Raw genomic sequence first — 21,863 nt, 5'->3', positions numbered from 1 at the left:
GAAAAAACATTTGATTTTTTGTTTAATCTGCAGACCCTCCCCAGAAACTACGTCTCACTCTTAGAGCTCCATCTATAAATCCGCTTTTCAAGAAGGGCAACCATGCTTGCTTCGTAGCGGTAGTGGAAGGGGGTTGGCGGAGGTTTCTTCGTAAACATTGCCTATTAAGGTTGATCACGCCCTTATATATAAGGGAACGAAAAGTCACTCGCTGCAATCCGATTGATCATAATATAGTCCCCTATTGCCTGTATTCAACATTTAATTGCACATATATCCTCCAACTTCCGTAGAAGTTTTTGTTAATTTCCATAAATATCTACGGAATTTTCTACGGATTTTTGAGACTCACTTTTTGGTATTGCTGAGATCTATTGCTATAACTATCGGGGCGACAGGATTCGAACCTGCGACCTAGTGCTCCCAAAGCACTCCGCTATTTGTTTGAGATTAATCAATATTTCCTTGCTATAACTAGAGTTTATATAAGTGGGTGGAATGTGTTTGAGTCTCAATCTATCACAAAGTACATACTCCTATATACTAAGTATGTAACCTTAGCGCTCCCCCTAGCGCTCCCCACTACGACATAGTGCCCATTAATAAGTAGGTCGTACATAAATAAAAATTATTTAAAGATAAATATTATTCTTTATCTCTAGAATTTCTCTCAATAGCTAATACTGCAGAAGATAGAGATGCAGAAGCAATTACAGCCAAGCCATATCCCATGACAAATGGTGAAACAATTGCTCTTCCTCTTTTTAAGGAATTTCTATTGTCTACATCATCTAGATATTGATCATATTTTTTCTCCTGTTGCTTCTTTTGAAAACTTAGAGTTTTTTGTTCTTTCATAAACGGTTCTTTATAAACTTCATACCCTTCATATTCTTGAGATGCCTTTTCTAAGAAATCTTCTTTATAAACTTGATAGTTATCATATTGACTTGATCCAACTCCACTTATAAAGTTTTCTTGATATTTGAGATATTGGTTCTTAAGATTTTTATACTCTCTAGTTGATCTTTCAGGCATAGAAATTTCTTTATTAAGTAGCCATTCGTCAAAAGAGAGGAGGGTCTCTGAGCTACTGGCATTATCTTTTATCCATTCATCAAAAGATAATAATTGATTTTGTTCTTTTCCTTTTTGATCTTTCCATTCTTCGTAAGTGAGCATCTCTGCTGTTACGTTGGATATTTTTTCAGAAGTGATGATTTTATCTTTTCCAATAAATCTTTTTTTACTTTTAGCATTCTCTAGGGTGTTACCTTCAACGAATAATATAATCCCAGTCAATAATGCTATAAAACCACTAACACCAACAATATTCCAAAAATGTCTTCCGACTCTGAATAAGAATTTCTTTTCAAAGATATTTGCTATTTTCATTTTTAAATAATAATTATAAGAATTGTCGCACAAACTTTATTTTTTAAAAGCCTGGATTTAACTTGGTTGTAATAACCAAATTCTTTTGAATATTAAATTCATAACAATTTTATTTATTGGATTAATTTCGTCTTTTATTGGCGAAATTAAAGCTGAAGATATTTGTTATTTTTCAAACCCAAAAGAATACAAAAAATGTTTTAACAAAAAGTCTTCTTTAAAAAGGCAAGCAAAGTATCCTTTAGTTACTTATAGCGATGGTTGGGATATTAAGTGGATAAGTGGAAATGGAGTTAATGGCCCTCATGCAACTCCAGGTGCGATTTTTAAAATTATTGAGTTAAATGCTCCTAATAGTAAACAATTAAAAATTACTATCGGTGATAAAAGAACTAACATCATGGGCATAACAAGAAAAGCTCCATTTATTTCGGCAAAACAGGATATTCAAATTGATTCAGAAGATATTTTGTCTTGGAATACAGCACAACCTGAGTATGAGGTATTCAATAAACTTTCTTATTTAAATGATTATGGTGATAAGAAAGATTTAAATTTTCGTAATTTTAATTTCAGTCCCAAAAAAAGAAGACTGGAATTTATGAATCAATTTTTCACTAAATTATCAGGGCTAAAAAAAGGGGAAAATAGAGAGATTGATTCTGTAATACTTAATAAAATGAATAGACATATGAAAGAACTAGAAATAATGCGTTCAATAATTAAAGTTGCATCAACAGAAAAAGATTGTTTTATTGCAAAGCAAAGTAAATTCCCAGAACTTACAGAAAAATATAAAAAACTTTATAAGACCGTTAATCCCCTAAGATCAAAATTAGATTTGCCACCTAATGCAGACCTGAAACCTATTTGTAGTTAGTAATGATAATTAAATTAAAAAATTTGTTTTTAATTGGAACCCTGTCGCTGATTGCTGTGGGAATCAAGGCTAATGAAGTATGTAATTACTCTAATGATAAGGATTATAAAATTTGCAAAAGAAATAACTCTTCAATAACAATCCCCTCATATCCGTTCGATTTAAAAGGTGGTGGAGAAATGAGAAAATATATGATTTATCTTTGGGAAAAAGACTATAACTTCTGTGATGACTTAGTAAAAAAAGGATTAGGTTTTAATAGGATTAATATTGAATCAAAAAAAGGGAAGGAATTAATTGTTTCAAAGGGTACTTTTAAGAATCTATCAGCTGATATTAATGTCAACAAAAAAGAAAATATTCCATATGAACATATTATTAAATGGACAAAAAAAGATTTTTCTTGTTGGGAATGGCCACACGTTAAATATTCAATATCGTATTTAGATGAAAATTATAAAATTAAAGATTTATTCTTCTCCACAGGACCACGTACTGAAAAAGACTTAATGATATCTGGTTTATTAGAAAATATAAGTAAATTAAAAAATGATGAATCCAGAACAGTTAATGCGGCCATTAATTTAAAGCTCAATAACAAAGAAAAGGAATTAGAAATTATTAAATCAATAATTAGAACTTCAGATGAAAAGGAAAATTGTTTGTTAGTAGAAAATCTAAAATATCCTCTATTAGTTTCTAGGTATAAGGAATTATCACAAAATATCAATCCCTTAAGAGCAAGATTAGATTTACCACAATCATCTAATTTGAAACCTATTTGTGAATAAGAAAGGCACAAAGTAGATCAAAGTATTTCTATCTAGCGCTCCCTCTAGCGCTCCTTTCTCAACTTGAGACAGCAATTAATAAAAAAGCGAGTTGGGAGACTCGCTAGTATAACTTGGTTTTTAAGAGTCGGGGCGACAGGATTCGAACCTGCGACCTAGTGCTCCCAAAGCACCAGCAAGATTGAAGCTATAACTGAGACTTATGTTGCTAACAGTACTTTTAGAGAAATAAGTGTGGTCTAATTCGGACTGACTTGACATGATTTGCGTGAGTTTTGCGTGAATTATGTATTAGCTGAGACTTGATGCTATAACTAATCGGGGCGATACGATTTGAACGTACAACCTAGTGCGCCCAAAGCACTATATTTGAAAAAGATTTTTAGTTTGAATACCAGAAAATAAATTATAAAAATTTCTGATTTGCTAATCATATTAATATTTTGTGCAGATTAAGATAAAAATTATATTTTTTTCATTAAGTAAAGAACAAAAATTGAGTTTACATTTATATGATTTTGATATGACTCAAACTATAAATACATTTAAAATAAATTTTCTAAATCTCAATGGTAAATATTTTTTATTTATAGTGCTATTGCTTCCTTTTTTGATATCTGCCTGTAGGACAGTTGAAATAGAATCTTTTAATTCGGATAGGATTTTTACGCATTTATATCAGATCTTTCTTCTACCTGAAAATTCATTGCTAATTTTATCTTGGAATATTTTTTGGAAATTAACAATATTTCTTTCTATAGTTTTTACGATAACATTATTTGAATTTAATATTCAAAAACATTTAGATAAAAGAGAGTATAATCTTCCAAGCCTTTCACGAATTAAAAAATCTCAAGGATACAAATATGCTGATGTTTGGTATCTCATTATTACTTTAATTGTTGGTCAGTTCCCTTTAATATCAGTATTTTTATCTCTTGGTACCTTTAACCTTTTTAATGGTCTAGAAAAAAACTTCCATTCTTTTTATCAAAGTTATATACCATTTGAATCAACAGAAATAGTTGGTTCACTTGGAATTATTTTCGCAATCTTATTATTTGATTTAGCAGTTTACATAAGACATAGGTTACAACATAAAATATCTTGGCTCTGGGATTTTCATGAATTTCATCATTCTCCCACCGAGATGACGATAATAAGTAAAAATAGAGAAAGTACTTTTGAGAGGATTTTTACTAAGCCTTTAACTTTACCAATCACAGTTCTCCACTATTTACTTATTAAAGAAAACATAGCCAGTGGAAATTTAATCCCATTAATTATTTATTTCCTCTGGATAGTGATTTCTATTTTTGGAGATTTTCTTGGCCATAGTTCAATTGCAATAATTTATCCTAAACCCTTATCCTATATTTTTATGAGCCCTGGATTACATCTATTACATCACTCCTCAAACCCATCTCATTACGACTGTAATTTTTGTATGGGGACAACAATATTTGATAGGTTGTTTGGTACTTATTTAGATGAATCGCATCTAAAAGATATAGATAGTTTTGGTGTGAAAAATACTGAATACAATAAATACCATCCTTTATTTAGTTTTACATTACTGCCTTTAATTAAAGTTTATAGAAGGTTTATAGCTTTAAGGTAATCTAAAAAAAGTATTCATTAGGATAAATTTATTTTAATTTTGGGCACTTTTTGGGCACTCTACTTTTTAGGTTGAATTATGTATTAGCTGAGACTTACTGCTATAACTGATCGGGGCGATACGATTTGAACCTGAGACCTAGTGCTCCCAAAGCACAAAAGATGTTTTTTAAGAGATTTGTAAGAACTATTGGTATTAAGGAGTTTTTATATAATTCCTGTTCTATTTTTGAGTCAAAAAAGTCTCCTGATATTGCTTGTAATAGCATGATATTAGTCAGGAGGGGCTCTTTAACAAACTTGTGTTACTAGGAACTTAGGGCTCAATTTTTTTTGAGCAAATAATAATAATATTTTCAAACTTGTAGATAATTTAAATTTTTTAATATATAAATTTATAAACTGTATTAAATAGAAATTTCGAAAAATTATTTTATACAAACAACTAAAATGAACATGATTTCCAAGAATTTTTTAAAAACTTTATCAGGTCTAGGATTCTGTTTTATTGCATCTTTACTTAGTTCAACGAATAAAGTATCCGCAAATGCATGTCCCACCAATCCAAGTAGTTCATATTTTAATAGTAATCCTAGTTGCTACATAACTCCTGATGCCTATAAAATTACTGTTTATGAAATGGGCTTATGCACTTCCGATCCGTTGGGGACTACAACAGTAGCAGAGAATGGTGATGTAACGACTGATTATGCAATAAATGAAAGCTCTTGTTCTGCAACTTTTATAAATGAAAATGGAGTTACACTTGATCTCGCAGGTGGAGCTGCCCAGACCCTCACAGGAGGTACTAATTTAAGACCACCAACTGGAAGCTATGGACATGCTTATATAAAAATTAAAAATGTTTTTGGATTAAAAGGTTCTTATACCTTGGGTGGTACTACTTACTACTCAAAAGGTGTCCTACAAAGTGGAGTAGAAAACGGTGTTTCAGATACTGATGAATCCAATTATGAAGAATGGGAGGAAAAATTAGTAGATTTTGATAAAGGGAGCTCATGTGAACCAGTGGAAAGTAATAGATTAATGGCTGCTTCCGAAACCTTTAGTACTGGAGTTACTGGCACAATGAAAGCATTGTTAGCTTCTGAAAGTGGGGGTACTTATACAGGGACTACCCAAGCCAACTGCGGAGATTCAACAAGAATATTTGGAGTGTTTTCACCAACAAATGATGTTGTAATTTCTGAACAAACTCAAGGTTTAGAGGTGTCTTTTACAATTACAGATAGAGGAGTATCTGTATTTGGTGGAAATAATCCATATGTCGTTGAGTTTGGAAGTGGCCCATTCACTCCAAGATTTCAAACCTTTTAAAATCTTTCAAAATATTTGAGGGGCAAAAGGAGCCCAATAGGTGCAAGTAATAGCAAGCTATAGCTCAGGACGGGCTACTGGAGGGGTGAATCTAAATATGAGACTGCTTACAAAATAAAAAAGAAAGCTTGGGAATGCTATCTATGACTTGGTTTTTAAGAGTCGGGGCGACAGGATTCGAACCTGCGACCTAGTGCTCCCAAAGCAACCGTACAGATTTAGTGATATAAAGAGGTTTCAGTTGTAACAATAGATATAGCCTAAATTAAATAATCCGCTAAGTGTCGAATTGTTCGTCTAAAGTTGACTTTTTTACACGTTTTTTACACAATACATGTAATCAATGACCTGGTGCTCTATGCCAGTTAAATCAAAAACTGAATCATGGGTTCAAACCTTTAGAGAACAGTTAAAGTCTTTTATGGCTCCTAAAGCTGCTTGGTATGTTCAGGAGAGTAGAGGAAAAATTAGATTATTAGTAAAAGAGGATGGAAAGACTCAAACTTTAACTCTGGAGAATGATTGGTCGCTTAAAGGAGCAACTGAATCAATAAAAAGAATATCTCTTATATATAAAAATTTTTATTCAGATTTAGGAAATAGATCATTAGAGAAATCAGCAACCGTTGTTCATAAATCCTCTTCTAATAGTGAGATAGATTTTAAAGAATTATTTATTGAATTTAGAGCCTTTTGCCCATCCGCTTCTGAAGAAACATGGAATAAATCCTATGTCCCCGTGCTCCATATAGCCCAAGAATTATTAGAAAGATCGCAAAAGAAGCCACAAAACGGAGAAGAATTAATGACATATTCCCTAAAGAAATGGGAAATGGGTAGTAGATCGAGACAAATTGCTAGAAGAGCATTACAAAAATTTCTAGATTGGGCAATTTTGAGAGGAAAATTACCGAGACAATATGCACCTGTTCAAATGAAGGAAACTTTGAAAAAGAAACGCATAGGTTATGCACTTAGAGAAGATCAGATACTGCAATTAATAGCTTCTGAAAAAGATCCTAGATGGCAATTTAATTTTCAATTATTGGCAGTTTATGGATTGCGTCCAGAGGAACTTCGTTTTCTTGTCATTAAAGATGGAATTAGAGGGAAAGAGTTGTGGACTACTTACGAAAAATCTATGGGAGGAACTAAAGGACAAAAAACTGAACCTAGAAAATTAGCTCCTTTATTGATTAAAGATGGAAAAGGTTTTATTAATTGGAACTTACAAGAAAGACTAGAAAAAGATGAAGCATTAGCTCCTATAGGTAAGGAAGGTAAAGCAAGTGACGCATTAAAGACAAGATTATCTAGGAATCCTGTTTGGAATAAATTTAAAAAACAAGCAGAAAAACAAAAAGAAGTATTAGTTCCTTATGCCTTCCGTCATAGATATGCAAAGATAGCTCATTCAAGAAGCGTTGAAATGAATTTATCAATTAAAGATATTGCATTTGTAATGGGTCATACAGTGGAAGTTCATCAGCAAAATTATGCAAGATTTATGCCTGAAGATACCCATGCAAAGTTTGAAAAACAGTTAGCGGCTTAATTGTATTGATTGACTGTCGATTAGCATTGTAAAAAACAAAAAACCCCGCAATTAGGCAGGGTTTAGAAAAGCTTTATAAAAAAAATTAATAACTTCTGTTGTAACCTTTTTGACCAGTGTATGGGTTTGAATTCCCGTATGAAGACCAATTATCATAAGTAGAATTGTTAGGACTTGTTCTGTAGTGAGGATTTACATATGTTCCATTTGATCTGTAATGCCCTTTGACGTATACATCAGCATAAGCCTTCATATTCGGAACAATGATTAAAGCTCCGAAGACTGCAAGACTTAAGAGCTTCTTGATTTTTGAGGATGGGTTAATGTTTTTGAAAGACATTTTGACAAGTTTAATTTGTGTTCACTCCTCACTTAGTTCTGAGAGGCTTTGATTGATTCCAGAAAAGATTATTATTGATTTACAGCTTAAAAATTAGAATATACTTAAGCTTCAAAGGGATACGTTTTTCTCTATTTTTAAAAATAAATTTAAATGATTAAAAATTTATCTATTTTTTTATTTATAGCCATTAATGTATTACTTCCTTTTAATTCAAATCAGTTAAAAGCAGATGACCTAGACAGATTATTGAATGAAGGCCGTGAATACCTTACAGATAAAAATTATGATGAAGCACTAAAAAAGTTTGATAAAGTAATCAAAAAAAATCCGGAGAGTTGGAGGGCTTATCATAATAGGGGGTTAACCAAACAAAATCTAAAAGACCATATAGGAGCTATATCAGATTTTAGTAATGCTATAAAACTAAATCAAAAGCAATGGTCAGTAAGTTATTGGAGTCGAGGATATAGTAAGCAGTTAATTAGTGACCATAAAGGAGCAATATCAGATTTTACGATAGCAATTAATTTAGAGCCTGAATTCTATTATCCGTATTACGCTAGAGCATTTAGCAAAGGACAAACTGGAAATTACAATGAAGCAATTAAGGATTTAAATTTAGCAATTACAAAAGATCCTAATGATAAATATTCTTTTAGCTTAAGAGGAGATTATAAAAGGAATATAGGAGATTTAAAAGGTTCCTTAGCAGATTATTCAGCAGCAATAAATATTGACCCGCTATATTCAGAAATTTATTTTTCTAGGGCTTGGACTAATTTCAATCTCGGGAATTATGAACAAGCAAATATAGATTATGAAAAAATTTTAGATATTGGGGATCCTATTCAAAAATTAGATTCAATAATATATTTGATGGATAATAACCTTATTTTAAGTAAGTTATCAAAAGTCCCTGAATTAATAGAAAAAGCAAAACTCTTACTCAATCAATCAGATAATAAAGAGAAAGAAGCAGCTCTTCTATATGCAGAAAGTAGATACTATTTATTTATAGGAAATTTTAAAAAATCAGAAGAACTTTCAAAAAAATGTTTAGCTAAAACAAATGATTCAATTTATGAGAATGCTTGTTCAAGTCTTCTTTCTAATATTTACATAGTTAATGAAGATTATGAGAAAGCTAAGAAATTTATAAAATTTAGAACTTATGAAGGACAGCTATCTCTTGCCTATATAGCTTTTGTTGAGAAAAAATTACAAAAAGCAGAGAGGATATTAAAAAGACTTTATAAAAAACAATTTAAAATTGAAGGTTTTAAAAAACCAGATCCTTACCTATCATCAATGGTTGGAAGTTCCTTATGGTTTCAAGGTAAAAATAAAGAAGCAAAAGTCTTTCATAAAGAATCATTAGATACATATAAGTCGATATTTGGAGAAAAAAATCCACTCTTAATTCAGCCATATATAAATTTGGCTATGGTTTACTTCAATGAAGATGATTTTGAAAATACTGAATTTTATTTAAGAAAAAGTCTTAATCTTCAATTTAAATTCATACAAGAACAAATTCCATACTTACCTCTTTCTAAAAGAGATGAATTTATTAAAAGATTAGGGATATCTTATCCAGCTATTTTCTCAGCTTCAAATATTCATCCCAAAGGTAAATATCTTGCTTTATTTGCGAGATTAAATCGTCACGGATTACTTGAAGAAATTGAGAAAAAACAATCAAAACTTTCATCTTTAGACGGAGCTCAAAAGGATCTTAATAAAAAAATCATAAGTTTAAACAATCAAATCTCATCAATTAATACAAATGATATTGAATCAATAAAAAAACTTAATATTGAAAAAGAAATCTTAGAACTTGAATTATATAAATCATTACCAGATTTCAAATCAAAGATATATTCCATTAAAGAAATTTCACAACAAATACCAAACAATGGGGTCTTAATTGAATACCAAAAATATAGGCCATTTATCTTTGATAATCCTACAGATGCTTTGTCAGAAGACAATTGGGAAAAGCCAAGATATCAAGCCCTTCTTCTTTTCTCAAATGGAGAGGTCGAAACAGTTGATTTAGGACCTGCACAAGAAATTGAAGATATAATTAAAAACGCATTAATTGCATCAGAACAATACCTCCCAGATGCACAGAAATTATTGAAAAGCGTTGGAAAGTCAATAATTAATCCTTTAGGAAAATATATTAAAGATAAAAAAGTTTTATTTATTTCTCCAGATTCAGAGTTAAATAAAGTACCATTTGCTGCAGTTAGTAGTGCAAATGAAAATAAATTACTTGGAGAAGAATTCTTATTACGGTTAATTACTACTGGGCGAGAATTGGTTTCTTTAAACAAAACAAATATTTTCAATAACAATAAGTCTCTTGTAGTAGCTAATCCTAATTTCAATCTAAAAGATAATTCCTCAAAGACAAAAGTTATAAAAAATGAAAAGGAGTTTGAAGCCCAAAAAAGATCTTTCGAACAAAGTTTAAAGATATGGAATTCTTTACCTGGAACTAAGGAAGAAGGAAGATTTATCTCAAATAAAATAGATGGTGAACTTTTAATTGAAGATGCAGCATCAGTATTAAATATTCAAAAAAGGAATTCACCAAAAATAATGCATATTGCCTCTCATTCTTTTTTCTTAAGTAATAAAGAAGAAAAATTAGCATTATCTTCAATACTTTTCGCAAATAGCTTTAATAAACAAAATTCAAAATTTGAGGATCCGTTACTTAGGAGTGGGATTGTATTATCTGGAGCTAATTATCCTGAAATTAATAAAATTGATGACGGCTATCTTACAGCTCTTGAACTAAGTAAATTGGACTTCTCTGGAACTGAACTTGTTGTGATCTCAGGGTGTGAATCTGGTCTTGGAGAAATTAAATCAGGGGATAGTATTTATGGACTTAAAAGATCAATTGCAGTTGCTGGGGCGCGATCCAGTTTACTCTCGCTATGGGAAGTAAATGATAAAGCAACAGCTGCATTTATGGAAACTTTTTATAGCAAGTTAAAGGACGGGGTAGGAAGATCAAATGCACTAGCTGCTACTCAAAATGAATTTAAAGTACATCCCAATGAAGATTGGAGGCATCCAAATGTATGGGCTGCTTTTCAATTAAGTGGAGATTGGAGGCCAATAAGTTTCTAAATTTAAATAAATAAATATGGTTGTCGACAAATTTATACTTTTTTTTAAAATACATTTAATACAAAGCTTATTGACTATTGTTGAAGGATTACTGCGAGATATCAAAAATAGAAGCTTCTTCTTTAATGGTAGAGAGGAAAGTACTTGATATTGATACTAATCTGATAGACAAATTTGATTTATTAAATAGCCAACCTACTGAAAATATTGATAAAAATCTTTTATTATTAGCCAAGAAAAATCCTAAAGAGAAAGATTCTTTGATGGCTCTAAGAGGAAGAGTAAGTCATCCAATATCACAAAAGATAAATTTAATTTATAACCAATTTAAAGAAAGATATGAAATAGAATTAAGTGAGATGTTGATAATCTTATTGGACGATAGTGGGGATAAATATCTCAGGGTTCCTAAAAATACACCTGATAAAAAAATGGGTTTTATAAAAAAAATATTTTGTTGGGAGACAATTGAATATATGCAGATGAAAAATAATTTAAAACCATTTACTGCAGAAATTATTGTTGAATATAACTCCTCTTTATCCAACTTAACTACTTGGACAAAAAATAAAGTTCAAGGAAGTGCTGAGCTTAAATCGTATTTAAAAAAGTGTGGAATACTTTTGATTAGTCCTTGGGCTCTTATTGCAGATAGTTCAAGTAAAAGAATCACAGAGGCCTGGGATAGGTGCGGTGAAGGAGTCTTTCAAACTTCCTATATAAAAAAACTTTATGAATCCTATATTGATGAATATAAAAAAGCTAAGACTATTTACAAAGAAAAAACAGGTAAAATTTCTGGATGGCAACCCGACGAAAACTTCTTAAAAAGTCTCAATCCTACACAACAAAATAAAGAGACTCTTTTACTTTTAGATAAAGCGTTGAGAAAATATTTATCTGCTATATATACGCCGCGTCAATTTGAAAATAATGAAGAATCTCAAATACAAAGTTTTGAGGAGGATCTAGATGATGATTCAAAAATTAATTTAATTTCAAAAATTGAACTAACACTAAGAAATTGTGGTGAACCTATTATTAAAGAATTAATTAGTCAAGATAAAAAAAAGTGGGATAAAGATAAAAGTAGGAAACTTGCTTGGCAACTCTATAGTCAAGGATTAAGTCAAAGAGAAATTGCTGCAAAATGTGAGCATAAACAAGCATGGGTAAGTAAACTTTTACCTGAAAAGAAAATATCAGAATCTATTGCTCAAGAATCAGCAATTATACTTTTAAGAATTAATGAGTTTTCATCTTTGAAGAATGATATTGATGGAATTGAAAGATTAGTTGAAAGTTTAAAGAATCACTTAATAAATTCAGAACTAAATGAAAAGAGACCTCTATTAAAACAATTGATAAAGGAGGCTATTGAATAATGAGTGATTTTATTGATCAGGAACTAGAAGCTTTCCCTATTCCAGAGGAAGCAATTATTTTGGATGAAGAGTTAAATCTTTCTGTTAGAGAGTTGATAATTTTAGCAATGGAAAAATATATAAAAGAAAAAAATCTAAATTTACAATTAGGTCCCGCATTAGCTTTAACGGATCCATCGAGATCAATTATTTTAAATAAATTTGATATCCAAATTATAACTTCAGAACTTATTGCAGATGAAGCAAAGATTTCTTTAAAGAATTCAAAAATAGAAGGAAAAGGACCACAAATTATATTGGCAGCACAAGTTGAAGAAGATTCAAAAATTGTTTATTTCAAAGGAGTTTTAACAAGTGAAGAGTTTAAGGGAATTATTAATAAAAAAGATATGAGAAAAGATGAGTTCAATATTTCGCTAGATTCTTTTAATGGTGGAATTGATAGGCTTTTTAGATTAGTAAGACTTTTAGATACTGAGGCTTTACCAAGACTTAATCTTTTATCAAAATCTAATTCTGAAATTTGGATTCAATTAAAAAAGAAAATTAAATTTGGCAGTTTTATTGCCATAGGTGCCATTTCTACAATTTTGATAGGTCCAGAATTACTTAGACCGAAGTTAATGGGATCTATAGCTACTCTTACTCCTCAATCATTTGAAGTGAATTCATTTACAAGAAGTTCTTCTGAGAAAAAATCAATTTGTTTATTAACTCCAACGGTTGTTAGAGGAGAAGATAATATATTATCAGCAGAAATTAAAGTTGATAAACCGACGATATATTCTTTAAAACCTCTAAATGAAGTAAAGATTATTAAGGATAATAAAATCCTATGGAGAAAAATAGCTACATCAAGTAAAAAAATTGAGGGGCCAATAAATTGGCCATTAGATCCTATTAAGCGAGGTGATGAATTTAAATTATCTCTAAGAGCAGATGGAGCTTCATTAGGATCAGAACTAAATATAAATCTCATTACATATTCAAAAGAAAAATTAAATGACCTTGATGAAATAGTTTCTAAATTAGGAGATTCAAAAAATACTTGGATTAAATCAATTAATGAAAATATAAAAATTGATAAGGATACTGGATTAACATTATTATTTTCAGATAAAGCTCCAGCTTCTAGCGAATTGCAGAAAGTAAAATCAGATTTATCAATAGAAGATAGGTGTGATTAAATAAATTTTCAATTTTATTTATTTGGAATCAGGTTTAAAATCTGGAACTAAAGATAAGTAACCAATAAATAATAATTAAATGAAAAGGTTTTTATTCGCAGGGCTTTTATTTCTAATGCCCTTAAATGCTTATGCTCTACCAGAAAGTCCAGAGAATTTAAAGAAATTAGAAAAAGAATTAAGTTTACCTTGTTCGGAATATGGAGAAGAAAGTTGTACTGCAAGATTTATTGCTATGTCAGCGTGTACTTTTGTTTTTGGAATTAATCAAGGGAAACCTGTTGGAGAGGCATTGGATATCGCAGATGAACTCTTTGTAGCAATTATGAGAGGTAATAAAATCAAACCAATAAGTATGTTTAATAAAAATGATGATATTAAAACTGAAATACGTAATGAGGTTAAGGATAGAGTTAGATTTTGTAAAGATGCTACTGAGGAAGCAATTCCAGAAATAGTTTTAGAAAAAACAGGTAAAGAAGCTACTCCAGAATTTATTGAAGTCGCTACTAGAACCTATGGAGAGTGGTGGTTAAGAACTCTTGAAGGGATAAAGAAAGGAAGGAAAGGGTAGTTTATATGTCTATTCATCTCTAATGAAAAACTTTTTAATTGCATTATTATTTTTATCTTTACCCTTAAATGTTCAAGCTGGTTTTCCAGAGGGAAAGTATGGATTTAATATAAAAAAAATTGAGTATAATTTTAGATTGCCATGCAATGAGGTAGGCAATGATAAATGTATTGCTAGATCAATAGGTATTGCAGCTTGCACATTGGTTTTTGGAATTGAAGCAAATAAAGAATTGGGAGAATCAATTAAAAATTCTGATCTTATCTTTAGAGCACTTATACGAGGTAATAACTTAGATGTTAATTCTATATTTGATGAGAATCTATCGATAAAAGATGATGTTAAAGAAGAAGCTATTAAATCAATAAATTGGTGTCGAGAAAATATTAAATTATCCATACCAAAACTTACAAATTTACCTAAAGAAGAGCTGAATGAAAAAAGGCTAGAAGAACTTACAGAAATATTTCCAAAATTTTATCTACATACACTTGAAACAATTAGGAGAGGAGAATAAAAAATGAAATACATAATAATTACATCTCTATTATTTGTTTTAACTCCTTTTGTAAAAGCTGATGATCATAGTTTTGAAAGTTGGAAAGAAAGTCATTTTAAAAACTATCCATTTGAATGTGTAGAAGATGGAGCTACTCCTGAATACACTAGATGCGAAGTTGAAAGGTTACTTAAATCAGACTGGGAACTTAGAAAAGAATTAAATGATGACAAACTATGGGAAGAATGGAGAAAAGCTAGAAGTGGGATTTGTTACTATTATCAAAATAAATTTTTTGGACAAGGAACAGTTAAACCTTTAATGTCAATTGCTTGTCAACAACGCCTAAATAGTGAATCTAAAAGATATTGCATTACTGGAGAAGATAAACAATGTGGTTAAAAAATATTCATTAATACTATTTTTGGAATCACTTTTAAGTATCCAGAACTAGAAGATACTGTACGGATTTATTTCCACAATCAAAATTTTAAAATGAAAAAATTATTCTTACTTCCTATCCTTTCAGTTGTTTTAGGATCATCTTTTTTATCTCCAACAAAAGCTGATTATTGTTATAGAACTAACCACTCCTATGGAAATGGATATAGCCAAAGATGTAGTAATGGTTCCAGTTCTTCTTATTACGATGATAATAACGATGGAGTTTACAAAAGAAATGTTAAATCTTATGGGTACTCAGGAAGAAGTGGCGGTCTTAAGTACCCAAGCACAGGAATTAATTGGATGTATTAATTTGAAAATCTCATTAATTTTCCAAATATAAATAACTTAACTAACATCAAGAATTTCAGAAAAAATGACCTCCTTAACAGAAAAACAAGCTTTGAGTATTTACGCGAAAATGCTACACACTCTTGATTCGTCTGAATTTGAATCGTTTTTGTCAGAAGACTTCTCCTACTCCTCACAAAAAGTCTTAACCGATATGAACTCAAAAGATGAATTCATTGAATATATCAGACCAAAACTTGAAATAATAAAAAAAACTAAGAGTTCTGTTTATGCGGAATTAGGAGTCTGCCCAGCCTATGGACATACCGATTGCCTTATCATGGCTCAAGGAGATAAGTCTAATCTACTTGGAGTTGCTTATGCTTCTGTAGATGAGGGAGAAATATCTAGTCTTTCCTTATGTATTGTTCCAACTCCTGATTCGGCTGTAAGGAGCGGGATTTATCCAGGTCTTTAATTTATAAAATTAAGAAAAGTAAATGAAACGCTTACTACTCCCACTACTAGCTGCACTCGCTTTACCTAGCATTATTGATGCTAAACCATATCCTAGACATAAATTCACTTGCCCAGACTCAGGCGGTAACTGTAATGAGGAGGAGAGAGCAGTAGTTAAATTAGTGAATGACAAATATTGGAAGATGCTTTCCGACAGAATTAAGGAAAATAAACACTATAAGTATCCTTGGTATTTTGTTTATAAAGATAGTAGAGAATGCAAATATAGAGTCGGTGCAAAGGAGGATATGCCAACTCATGTTGTAAATATGGAATGGATTGAAGTCGATATTTGTAAAAAGACCTCCAAAATTCTTTATCGTGACGGTAGATATAGATGAAACACTTACTACTCCCACTACTAGCTGCAATTACATTACCCACTGCTATTAATGCTGATCATAAATTTCCTATTAAAGATTTTAATAATAGAGATGATTTTTCTTTGGCATTATCAATTATGGAAGTTGGAATTGCAAGATGCAAAATAGCTCAAGGAACAATTAGTCCTGATAGAGCAACAAAAATTTTAATAAGAAATCTACGTAATAGGATGAATTCCTATGAGTTTGATTACCATATTGCTTATATGAAAACGAATGCAGGTAATAAATTTGCTAATGAATATGCACTTTTAAGTGCCGATAATAATTGTAATAAACCTGATAAGCACAATTTTCAGAAATTTTATAACAAGTTAGCAGAATTTTTTAACTAAAAAATAAACAGAAAAGCTTACTAGGTTCTTAATTCTGTTTACAACGTGGGTCATCCGAAGGGTCGGAAGTTTTTTAGCGTTTAAATTTGCATGTGGTTAACAAGTTAACAAAAAAAGTACTTATCTTTCTATAGATCATTTTTGCTTCTTCTCCAACTCCCTTAGTTGATTGATCTGTTTACGTTTCTCAATTTCTAAATCTTTTTCTTTTTTATGTATGTCTGGTGCGTAAGCACCATGGATCCCATAAATATCTTTTAATAAAGTCTTATTATTGATTCTAATATTTGACTCTGAAGAATTGTCATTTTCGACTGTGTCTTTTTGGTAGATATGATTATGACTATTTGGCACTTTCGGATCTGACAGTTTTGTTACTTTATGTATGCTTTTTGGATCGTTAACATCACTTTCATTATTTCTTTCATCTGAAATTAGTTGGTAATACTTCTTATGAGTAAAGCCGTATTTTTTATATTCAATTAATCCAGCATTAGTAAGAATCTTCATATATCTGATAACTGTCCTTTTTGAACAAAGACTATAATTTGCTAAATATTCTTGATCAACTACTTTCCATAGACCTTTTTTCCCCTTTAAAATATAAGGTTTCTTCCCTCTGTACCATATACTCCCTAACAAAGAATATAAGGTTGCTACACCTTTTATATTCCTTTGTGTGATATCACTGCATAAGCTGCATTTGTGCCAAACGAACTCAAGAAGCTCATGGTTGACAGTGAAAAATTTTAAATTTTGAGTTGAGTGATTTGAAACCATTTTCAGCCACTCTGAAACTTTTGATAGATAATCATATTCAAATTAAATTATTGAAATTTAAATCCCCATTTCTGAATAAGTTTCAATTTTCTTTGCGGCTTCATAGTGAGCATTAGCACTTTTTTGAGTTTCTTCGAGCATCCATTTTTCAATTGCTGCTAAATCCCAATTAATATTGCTTCTTGGTTTGCCAGTAACGTAAACGAAATGTTTACCAGCTTTTAATTTCCCTGATGCTTTTAGTCCCATCAGAATTGTTCTACTAAGTACTTCATATGTCTAATTCTTTTACACACCTTTTACACAGGCTATTTTGCTATTTGCTGAAAAACCAATCGGGGCGACAGGATTCGAACCTGCGACCTAGTGCTCCCAAAGCACCCGCGCTACCAAGCTGCGCCACGCCCCGCTCATAAGATCTTAGTTCATAACAGTCATCTATAAAAGACTAAATTACTAAATATTTTATAAAAATATTTTTTAGTTATGAATATGCTCTTTCTCACTAATTTATAACTAATTTTTCAAACTTCATTTTACGTTAAAAAAGAGGGTAACTTTTAATCACTCTTGCTATTAAAAGTTATTCTATATGGCTTCTACAAAGATCTATTCCTTAAGTTGTTATCCGTTGAAGGTTTAAGTTTAATTTTTTTTGGTGGATTTAGAAAAAAAAATTCTTTTAGCTAGAATGATGAAAATAATATATGGATCCTAAAATCAACTATAGAAATAAAGAGAATGAAGAGTCTTGAAGAAATTATAGATACATACAAAGATTATCCAAAAAAAGGAATTGAGTTTAAAGATGTTCTTGGAATTATTCAGGAACCAAGGATATTCAAGGAACTTATTTTGAAGATGTCATCTAGTCAAATCATAAAAAATGCTGAAGCAATAATTTCCATAGATGCCAGAGGCTTTATCTTTGGTTCTGCGATCTCTTTGCAAGCTTCAAAGCCAATGATTGTAGCAAGAAAACCTGGTAAGCTTCCGGGAGAGCTTGTAGAAAAGAACTACAGCTTAGAATATGGGGAAAATACACTATCAATTCAAAAAAAGGCCCTAAAGAAATACAGCTCTTATGCCATTGTTGATGATTTATTAGCTACTGGTGGAACTGTCAATTGTGTTTCGAAGATTCTTGAGAGTAACAATAAAGAAGTTGTGGGAATTTTAGTTGTTATTGAATTATTGAGATTGGAAGGAAAATTAAAACTGAATTTACCTATTGAATCAGCCATAACCTTTTAAAAAATAAAATTCCTTTTAAAAATCTAATAATTGATCAAATAAAATGTAATTCTTCATGGCTCCCACGCTAGCAATCTACGCCTCGCCCCGATCATAAAGATCTTATTTCATAAAATACATCTGTAAAAGAGTAATTTTTAAAAATTTTGATAAAAAAATTTAATTAAATAATACATTCCTCAATAAAATGTAGCTAAATTATTTTTTTGAATCTAGGGGCTTTTTTTATCAAACTCTTTATTTAAAGTATTTACTAAAATATTACGAAAAGATTTCTACAATTAGCCATTGTCGATGTTTCCTTGCTAAGTGAGGAAACTTTGATTGTGTAGCAAATTTACTTAAGATAAATAACAAGAAAATTTCGGGACTATTGCCTGTTTTGGAATTAGTTAAATTAAGAAGTAAATTTTATTCTCCAGTGGAATAATCCATATCATAATGATTTAAATCAAATCCAATATTAAAATAGACTTGGTGAGATAATAGGCTTAATCTAAAATAAAAATGAATACTATCGATACCTACTCATTTACTAATGTCTAAAGATATCAAAACGCCTTTCGGAAGAATAACTCCGGATGTGAGTTTATTCCCCATTTATTATTTAGTATTTATATATGGGTTTGTTTATATTTTCCCTTATGGTAAAAATTTGATAGGAGTAAGTTGGTTTGACTTCCTTAGAAGTGAGGATGGCCCTCTTGAATGGCTTCAGTTTTTTGAATATTTGCTATCGTCATTTCTGGCGTTTTTTATTTATTTAAGGCGAAAGAAAAAGAAGGAGATTAACTCCCTTATTTGGCTTTTGATAGCCTTTTTATCTTTAGTAATCGCAGGAGAGGAAATAAGCTGGGGAGAAAGGCTAACTGGAATTGGTATTACAACCATATCTGACTTGAATGTTCAAGGAGAAACCAATTTGCATAATTTGCCTTTTTTTCATAATTATTTACTAGACCCAGTTTTTGAAATAAGTTGTATCTTTCTTGGTTGGTTTGGATGGAGAAAATTCAAAAATATTAATGCTTTACCTAGTAAAGAAATGTCTCTTTATTTTTTATTTGTCGCTCTTTTTTACTTTTATTTTGATATCTCATGGGCTTCAACAACTGAACAAATAAGAAATGACCAAGAAATATTTGAATTTTTGTTATCCTCTGGAATTTTTCTACACTGCCTAAAAAATTTCAGAAAAAGTATAAAATAATAGATCAAAGTTTAAGTATTAAAATTTATCCTTAAATTTTTTAATAAAATTAAATTAGACCTATAGATCCAGCTGTAAATCCGACTGCTAAAAAAAATGTAAATTCTAGAAGATCTCGCGGGAGAGAATTGACAATTAAATTGAGTTGAGTCATTTAACCTTGTGCTCCTCAGGTAATAAATTTTTTAAAAATATAACTAATAAATTTTTTTGTTGAGGATAAAAATATGAAATTTTTCGTTTTTCTACAGAATTCAAAAAATCAAATTAGACAATTATGAAAATCAGTTTTCATGCAAAATAGATATTAACCTAACTTAAAGTTTAATAATTTTTTTAATGCTATATTTTTATATAGTTTTCTTTTGAAAGATTTAATAATGGACTATAAAAAAAAATCTTTAAGTAAATTAAATCGCAATGAAAGTTATGAAGAAATTGATACAAGACTAGCCTCTGGATGGTACGTGGATGGGGTAGGAAGCACAAAAAAGAAAAAATACAAAACCAAAAAGGTTTCATTCAAAATTTCAAAGAAAGTTTAAAACTTAAAATACTTTTTAAAAATACTCAAAAGCCACGTTTATTAAGTTGATTAATTAATTGAAAATTAATATTTTTGAAGTTATTTTTTAATGTAGCAATCGATAAACTGTCACAAATATTCCATAAATGTAGCCATTTATACTTGATTTTGTACTGGAAAATACAGTAACTTAAAGTGTCCTTTAAATTTCGTGTGAGGAAATTTATGAAGCTTTTCAAAAGCTTGCTTATAGCTCCTGCAACATTAGGTCTTCTAGCACCAATGTCTGCAACAGCTAATGAGCTTAATATTGCTGAGGTTTCTGCTTACTCTTCTTCTGAAGAAGTACAGAACATTAGTGAATTCTATCCAAAAGAACTAGCTGTTACAAACAGTCGTGTTGATGGATTAGAAGTAAGAATGAATGAAATTGAAGCTGGTAGCTTCTCTGAAACAACAACAGCATCATTTAGCGCTGACTTTTATCTAGGTGCCGTTGATGGTGGAACATCAGCTTCAAACGATCCACTCATGGCAACTTATGGTTTCCAGATTGATCTAAACACAAGTTTTACTGGTGAAGATTCACTTGATATCTCTTTAGATGCTGGTAACACATCCACTTCAACTACTTCTGTTACAGAATTTGATGGTAACGCTACTGAAGATAAATTAACTGTCGATGGTGTTTCTTACACTTTCCCAGTTGGTGGTGCAACTGTATTCGTTGCTGACAATGGAGACGGTAGTGCTCTATTTACAACAGCATGTACATACGGTGGACCAACAAACACACTTGATGATTGCGGTAACGTAAATGCTGGAATCACTCTTGGTGGTGTAGCTACAGGAGCTAGTTATGATTTCGGTAACGGATTCTCTACTGCTATTGGTTATCAGGCTACAGAAGGTGAAGAAGCTAAAGGTCTTATGACTGAAGAGTCAACAGATAAGTATGCTCTTAACGGTGCTTACACTGGTGACAACTACGGTTTATCAGTAACTTATGCAAACATCGAAGATGGTACTAAGGATGATACTTTCACTGCTTTAAACGGTTACTACACTCCTGATGGAGAAGGTCTACCATCTATCAGTGTTGGTTATGAATTCGGTGAAGACGGTAATGCTACATCTGAAGATGAAATTACAAGTTTCTTCGTCGGTTTACAGTGGGATGAAGTTGGACCAGGTTCTCTTGGTGTGGCAATGGGTCACAGCAACACTGTTGAAGGTAAGGATGAAGAGTACATGTACGAAGCTTATTACTCATACCCAGTTAATGATGGTATGACAATTACACCAGTGGTTTACACTAAGGAAAGCAATGTATCAGGTCAAGATGATGCAACTGGCGTAATGGTTAAGACATCTTTCAGCTTCTAAATTTAACAACTAAATCTAGAA

26 protein-coding genes and 1 tRNA gene are annotated in these 21,863 nt (G+C 30.8%); 19 read left to right on the top strand and 8 right to left on the bottom strand.

The window, feature by feature from the left end:
- Nucleotides 1–22: 22 nt before the first annotated feature.
- Nucleotides 23–208 carry a hypothetical protein gene (locus HA146_RS06080; RefSeq protein WP_209108685.1) on the bottom strand — a complete coding sequence of 62 codons (186 nt, stop codon included), beginning with the start codon at nt 206–208 and terminating at the stop codon, nt 23–25.
- A 437-nt stretch (nt 209–645) separates the two neighbouring features.
- The gene (locus HA146_RS06075; RefSeq protein ID WP_209108684.1) at nt 646–1,395 is read right to left on the bottom strand and encodes a hypothetical protein; all 750 of its coding nucleotides are present in this window, start codon (nt 1,393–1,395) and stop codon (nt 646–648) included.
- 85 nt (nt 1,396–1,480) lie between these two features.
- Between HA146_RS06075 and HA146_RS06070 the strand changes: the two genes are divergently transcribed.
- The gene (locus HA146_RS06070; protein WP_209108683.1) at nt 1,481–2,275 is read left to right on the top strand and encodes a hypothetical protein; all 795 of its coding nucleotides are present in this window, start codon (nt 1,481–1,483) and stop codon (nt 2,273–2,275) included.
- A gap of 2 nt (nt 2,276–2,277) precedes the next feature.
- Entirely contained in the window at nt 2,278–3,066 is a 789-nt protein-coding gene (locus tag HA146_RS06065; protein WP_209108682.1) for a hypothetical protein, read from the top strand.
- A gap of 120 nt (nt 3,067–3,186) precedes the next feature.
- Here the strand turns inward: HA146_RS06065 and HA146_RS06060 are convergent, their stop codons facing one another.
- Nucleotides 3,187–3,327, bottom strand: a complete 141-nt coding sequence (locus HA146_RS06060; protein WP_209108681.1) for a hypothetical protein — start codon at nt 3,325–3,327, stop codon at nt 3,187–3,189.
- Between the two features lie 262 nt (nt 3,328–3,589).
- Here HA146_RS06060 and HA146_RS06055 point away from each other — a divergent pair, with 262 nt between their 5' ends.
- Entirely contained in the window at nt 3,590–4,687 is a 1,098-nt protein-coding gene (locus HA146_RS06055) for a sterol desaturase family protein (protein ID WP_209108680.1), read from the top strand.
- A 100-nt stretch (nt 4,688–4,787) separates the two neighbouring features.
- Here the strand turns inward: HA146_RS06055 and HA146_RS06050 are convergent, their stop codons facing one another.
- Nucleotides 4,788–4,955: a hypothetical protein gene (locus HA146_RS06050; protein ID WP_209108679.1), complete on the bottom strand. Its 168-nt coding sequence runs from the start codon at nt 4,953–4,955 to the stop codon at nt 4,788–4,790.
- Between the two features lie 187 nt (nt 4,956–5,142).
- Between HA146_RS06050 and HA146_RS06045 the strand changes: the two genes are divergently transcribed.
- Entirely contained in the window at nt 5,143–6,024 is an 882-nt protein-coding gene (locus tag HA146_RS06045; RefSeq protein WP_209108678.1) for a hypothetical protein, read from the top strand.
- Nucleotides 6,025–6,382: 358 nt separating this feature from the next.
- Complete coding sequence (locus tag HA146_RS06040; RefSeq protein WP_209108677.1) at nt 6,383–7,579, top strand: site-specific integrase; 1,197 nt, start codon at nt 6,383–6,385, stop codon at nt 7,577–7,579.
- An 85-nt stretch (nt 7,580–7,664) separates the two neighbouring features.
- Here the strand turns inward: HA146_RS06040 and HA146_RS06035 are convergent, their stop codons facing one another.
- Entirely contained in the window at nt 7,665–7,919 is a 255-nt protein-coding gene (locus tag HA146_RS06035; protein WP_209108676.1) for a hypothetical protein, read from the bottom strand.
- A gap of 153 nt (nt 7,920–8,072) precedes the next feature.
- Between HA146_RS06035 and HA146_RS06030 the strand changes: the two genes are divergently transcribed.
- From HA146_RS06030 to HA146_RS05985, 10 genes are all read left to right on the top strand, one after another.
- Nucleotides 8,073–11,069 carry a CHAT domain-containing protein gene (locus HA146_RS06030; RefSeq protein WP_209108675.1) on the top strand — a complete coding sequence of 999 codons (2,997 nt, stop codon included), beginning with the start codon at nt 8,073–8,075 and terminating at the stop codon, nt 11,067–11,069.
- Nucleotides 11,070–11,149: 80 nt separating this feature from the next.
- Nucleotides 11,150–12,454: a hypothetical protein gene (locus tag HA146_RS06025; protein WP_209108674.1), complete on the top strand. Its 1,305-nt coding sequence runs from the start codon at nt 11,150–11,152 to the stop codon at nt 12,452–12,454.
- Nucleotides 12,454–13,641, top strand: a complete 1,188-nt coding sequence (locus tag HA146_RS06020) for a hypothetical protein (protein WP_209108673.1) — start codon at nt 12,454–12,456, stop codon at nt 13,639–13,641. The genes HA146_RS06025 and HA146_RS06020 overlap by 1 nt, the downstream gene beginning before the upstream one ends.
- A gap of 79 nt (nt 13,642–13,720) precedes the next feature.
- The gene (locus tag HA146_RS06015) at nt 13,721–14,215 is read left to right on the top strand and encodes a hypothetical protein (protein WP_209108671.1); all 495 of its coding nucleotides are present in this window, start codon (nt 13,721–13,723) and stop codon (nt 14,213–14,215) included.
- Nucleotides 14,216–14,237: 22 nt separating this feature from the next.
- Nucleotides 14,238–14,732, top strand: coding sequence for a ribose ABC transporter ATP-binding protein (locus HA146_RS06010; RefSeq protein WP_209108669.1), 495 nt, complete (start codon nt 14,238–14,240; stop codon nt 14,730–14,732).
- A 3-nt stretch (nt 14,733–14,735) separates the two neighbouring features.
- The gene (locus HA146_RS06005) at nt 14,736–15,116 is read left to right on the top strand and encodes a hypothetical protein (protein WP_209108667.1); all 381 of its coding nucleotides are present in this window, start codon (nt 14,736–14,738) and stop codon (nt 15,114–15,116) included.
- A gap of 93 nt (nt 15,117–15,209) precedes the next feature.
- On the top strand, nt 15,210–15,470 hold the full coding sequence (locus HA146_RS06000) for a hypothetical protein (RefSeq protein WP_209108665.1): 261 nt from the start codon (nt 15,210–15,212) through the stop codon (nt 15,468–15,470).
- 64 nt (nt 15,471–15,534) lie between these two features.
- Complete coding sequence (locus HA146_RS05995; RefSeq protein WP_209108664.1) at nt 15,535–15,927, top strand: hypothetical protein; 393 nt, start codon at nt 15,535–15,537, stop codon at nt 15,925–15,927.
- Between the two features lie 22 nt (nt 15,928–15,949).
- On the top strand, nt 15,950–16,309 hold the full coding sequence (locus HA146_RS05990) for a hypothetical protein (protein WP_209108663.1): 360 nt from the start codon (nt 15,950–15,952) through the stop codon (nt 16,307–16,309).
- Nucleotides 16,306–16,686 carry a hypothetical protein gene (locus HA146_RS05985; protein ID WP_209108661.1) on the top strand — a complete coding sequence of 127 codons (381 nt, stop codon included), beginning with the start codon at nt 16,306–16,308 and terminating at the stop codon, nt 16,684–16,686. Before HA146_RS05990 ends, HA146_RS05985 begins: the two co-directional genes overlap by 4 nt.
- Before the next feature lie 135 nt (nt 16,687–16,821).
- Here HA146_RS05985 and HA146_RS05980 read toward each other — a convergent pair whose 3' ends face one another.
- The 3 genes from HA146_RS05980 to HA146_RS05970 form a co-directional block, all read right to left on the bottom strand.
- Complete coding sequence (locus HA146_RS05980) at nt 16,822–17,466, bottom strand: hypothetical protein (RefSeq protein ID WP_209108660.1); 645 nt, start codon at nt 17,464–17,466, stop codon at nt 16,822–16,824.
- A 57-nt stretch (nt 17,467–17,523) separates the two neighbouring features.
- Nucleotides 17,524–17,715, bottom strand: coding sequence for a hypothetical protein (locus tag HA146_RS05975; RefSeq protein WP_209108659.1), 192 nt, complete (start codon nt 17,713–17,715; stop codon nt 17,524–17,526).
- Nucleotides 17,716–17,801: 86 nt separating this feature from the next.
- A tRNA-Pro gene (locus HA146_RS05970) sits at nt 17,802–17,875 on the bottom strand.
- 332 nt (nt 17,876–18,207) lie between these two features.
- Here HA146_RS05970 and HA146_RS05965 point away from each other — a divergent pair.
- The 4 genes from HA146_RS05965 to HA146_RS05950 all read left to right on the top strand — a co-directional run bounded on the left by HA146_RS05965 (nt 18,208) and on the right by HA146_RS05950 (nt 21,842).
- Complete coding sequence (locus tag HA146_RS05965; protein WP_209108658.1) at nt 18,208–18,720, top strand: adenine phosphoribosyltransferase; 513 nt, start codon at nt 18,208–18,210, stop codon at nt 18,718–18,720.
- Nucleotides 18,721–19,258: 538 nt separating this feature from the next.
- The gene (locus HA146_RS05960; protein WP_209108657.1) at nt 19,259–19,930 is read left to right on the top strand and encodes a pectate lyase; all 672 of its coding nucleotides are present in this window, start codon (nt 19,259–19,261) and stop codon (nt 19,928–19,930) included.
- A 380-nt stretch (nt 19,931–20,310) separates the two neighbouring features.
- Nucleotides 20,311–20,475, top strand: a complete 165-nt coding sequence (locus tag HA146_RS05955; protein WP_209108656.1) for a hypothetical protein — start codon at nt 20,311–20,313, stop codon at nt 20,473–20,475.
- A 206-nt stretch (nt 20,476–20,681) separates the two neighbouring features.
- A complete protein-coding gene (locus HA146_RS05950) occupies nt 20,682–21,842 on the top strand; it encodes a porin (protein WP_209108655.1) in 1,161 nt (386 codons plus the stop codon).
- Nucleotides 21,843–21,863: the final 21 nt, after the last annotated feature.

This window comes from Prochlorococcus marinus CUG1416 (assembly GCF_017695965.1).
Taxonomy (GTDB): domain Bacteria; phylum Cyanobacteriota; class Cyanobacteriia; order PCC-6307; family Cyanobiaceae; genus Prochlorococcus_A.
Note: the sequence above shows the minus strand (reverse complement) of the source record. Positions and strands in the feature narration are given on the sequence as shown.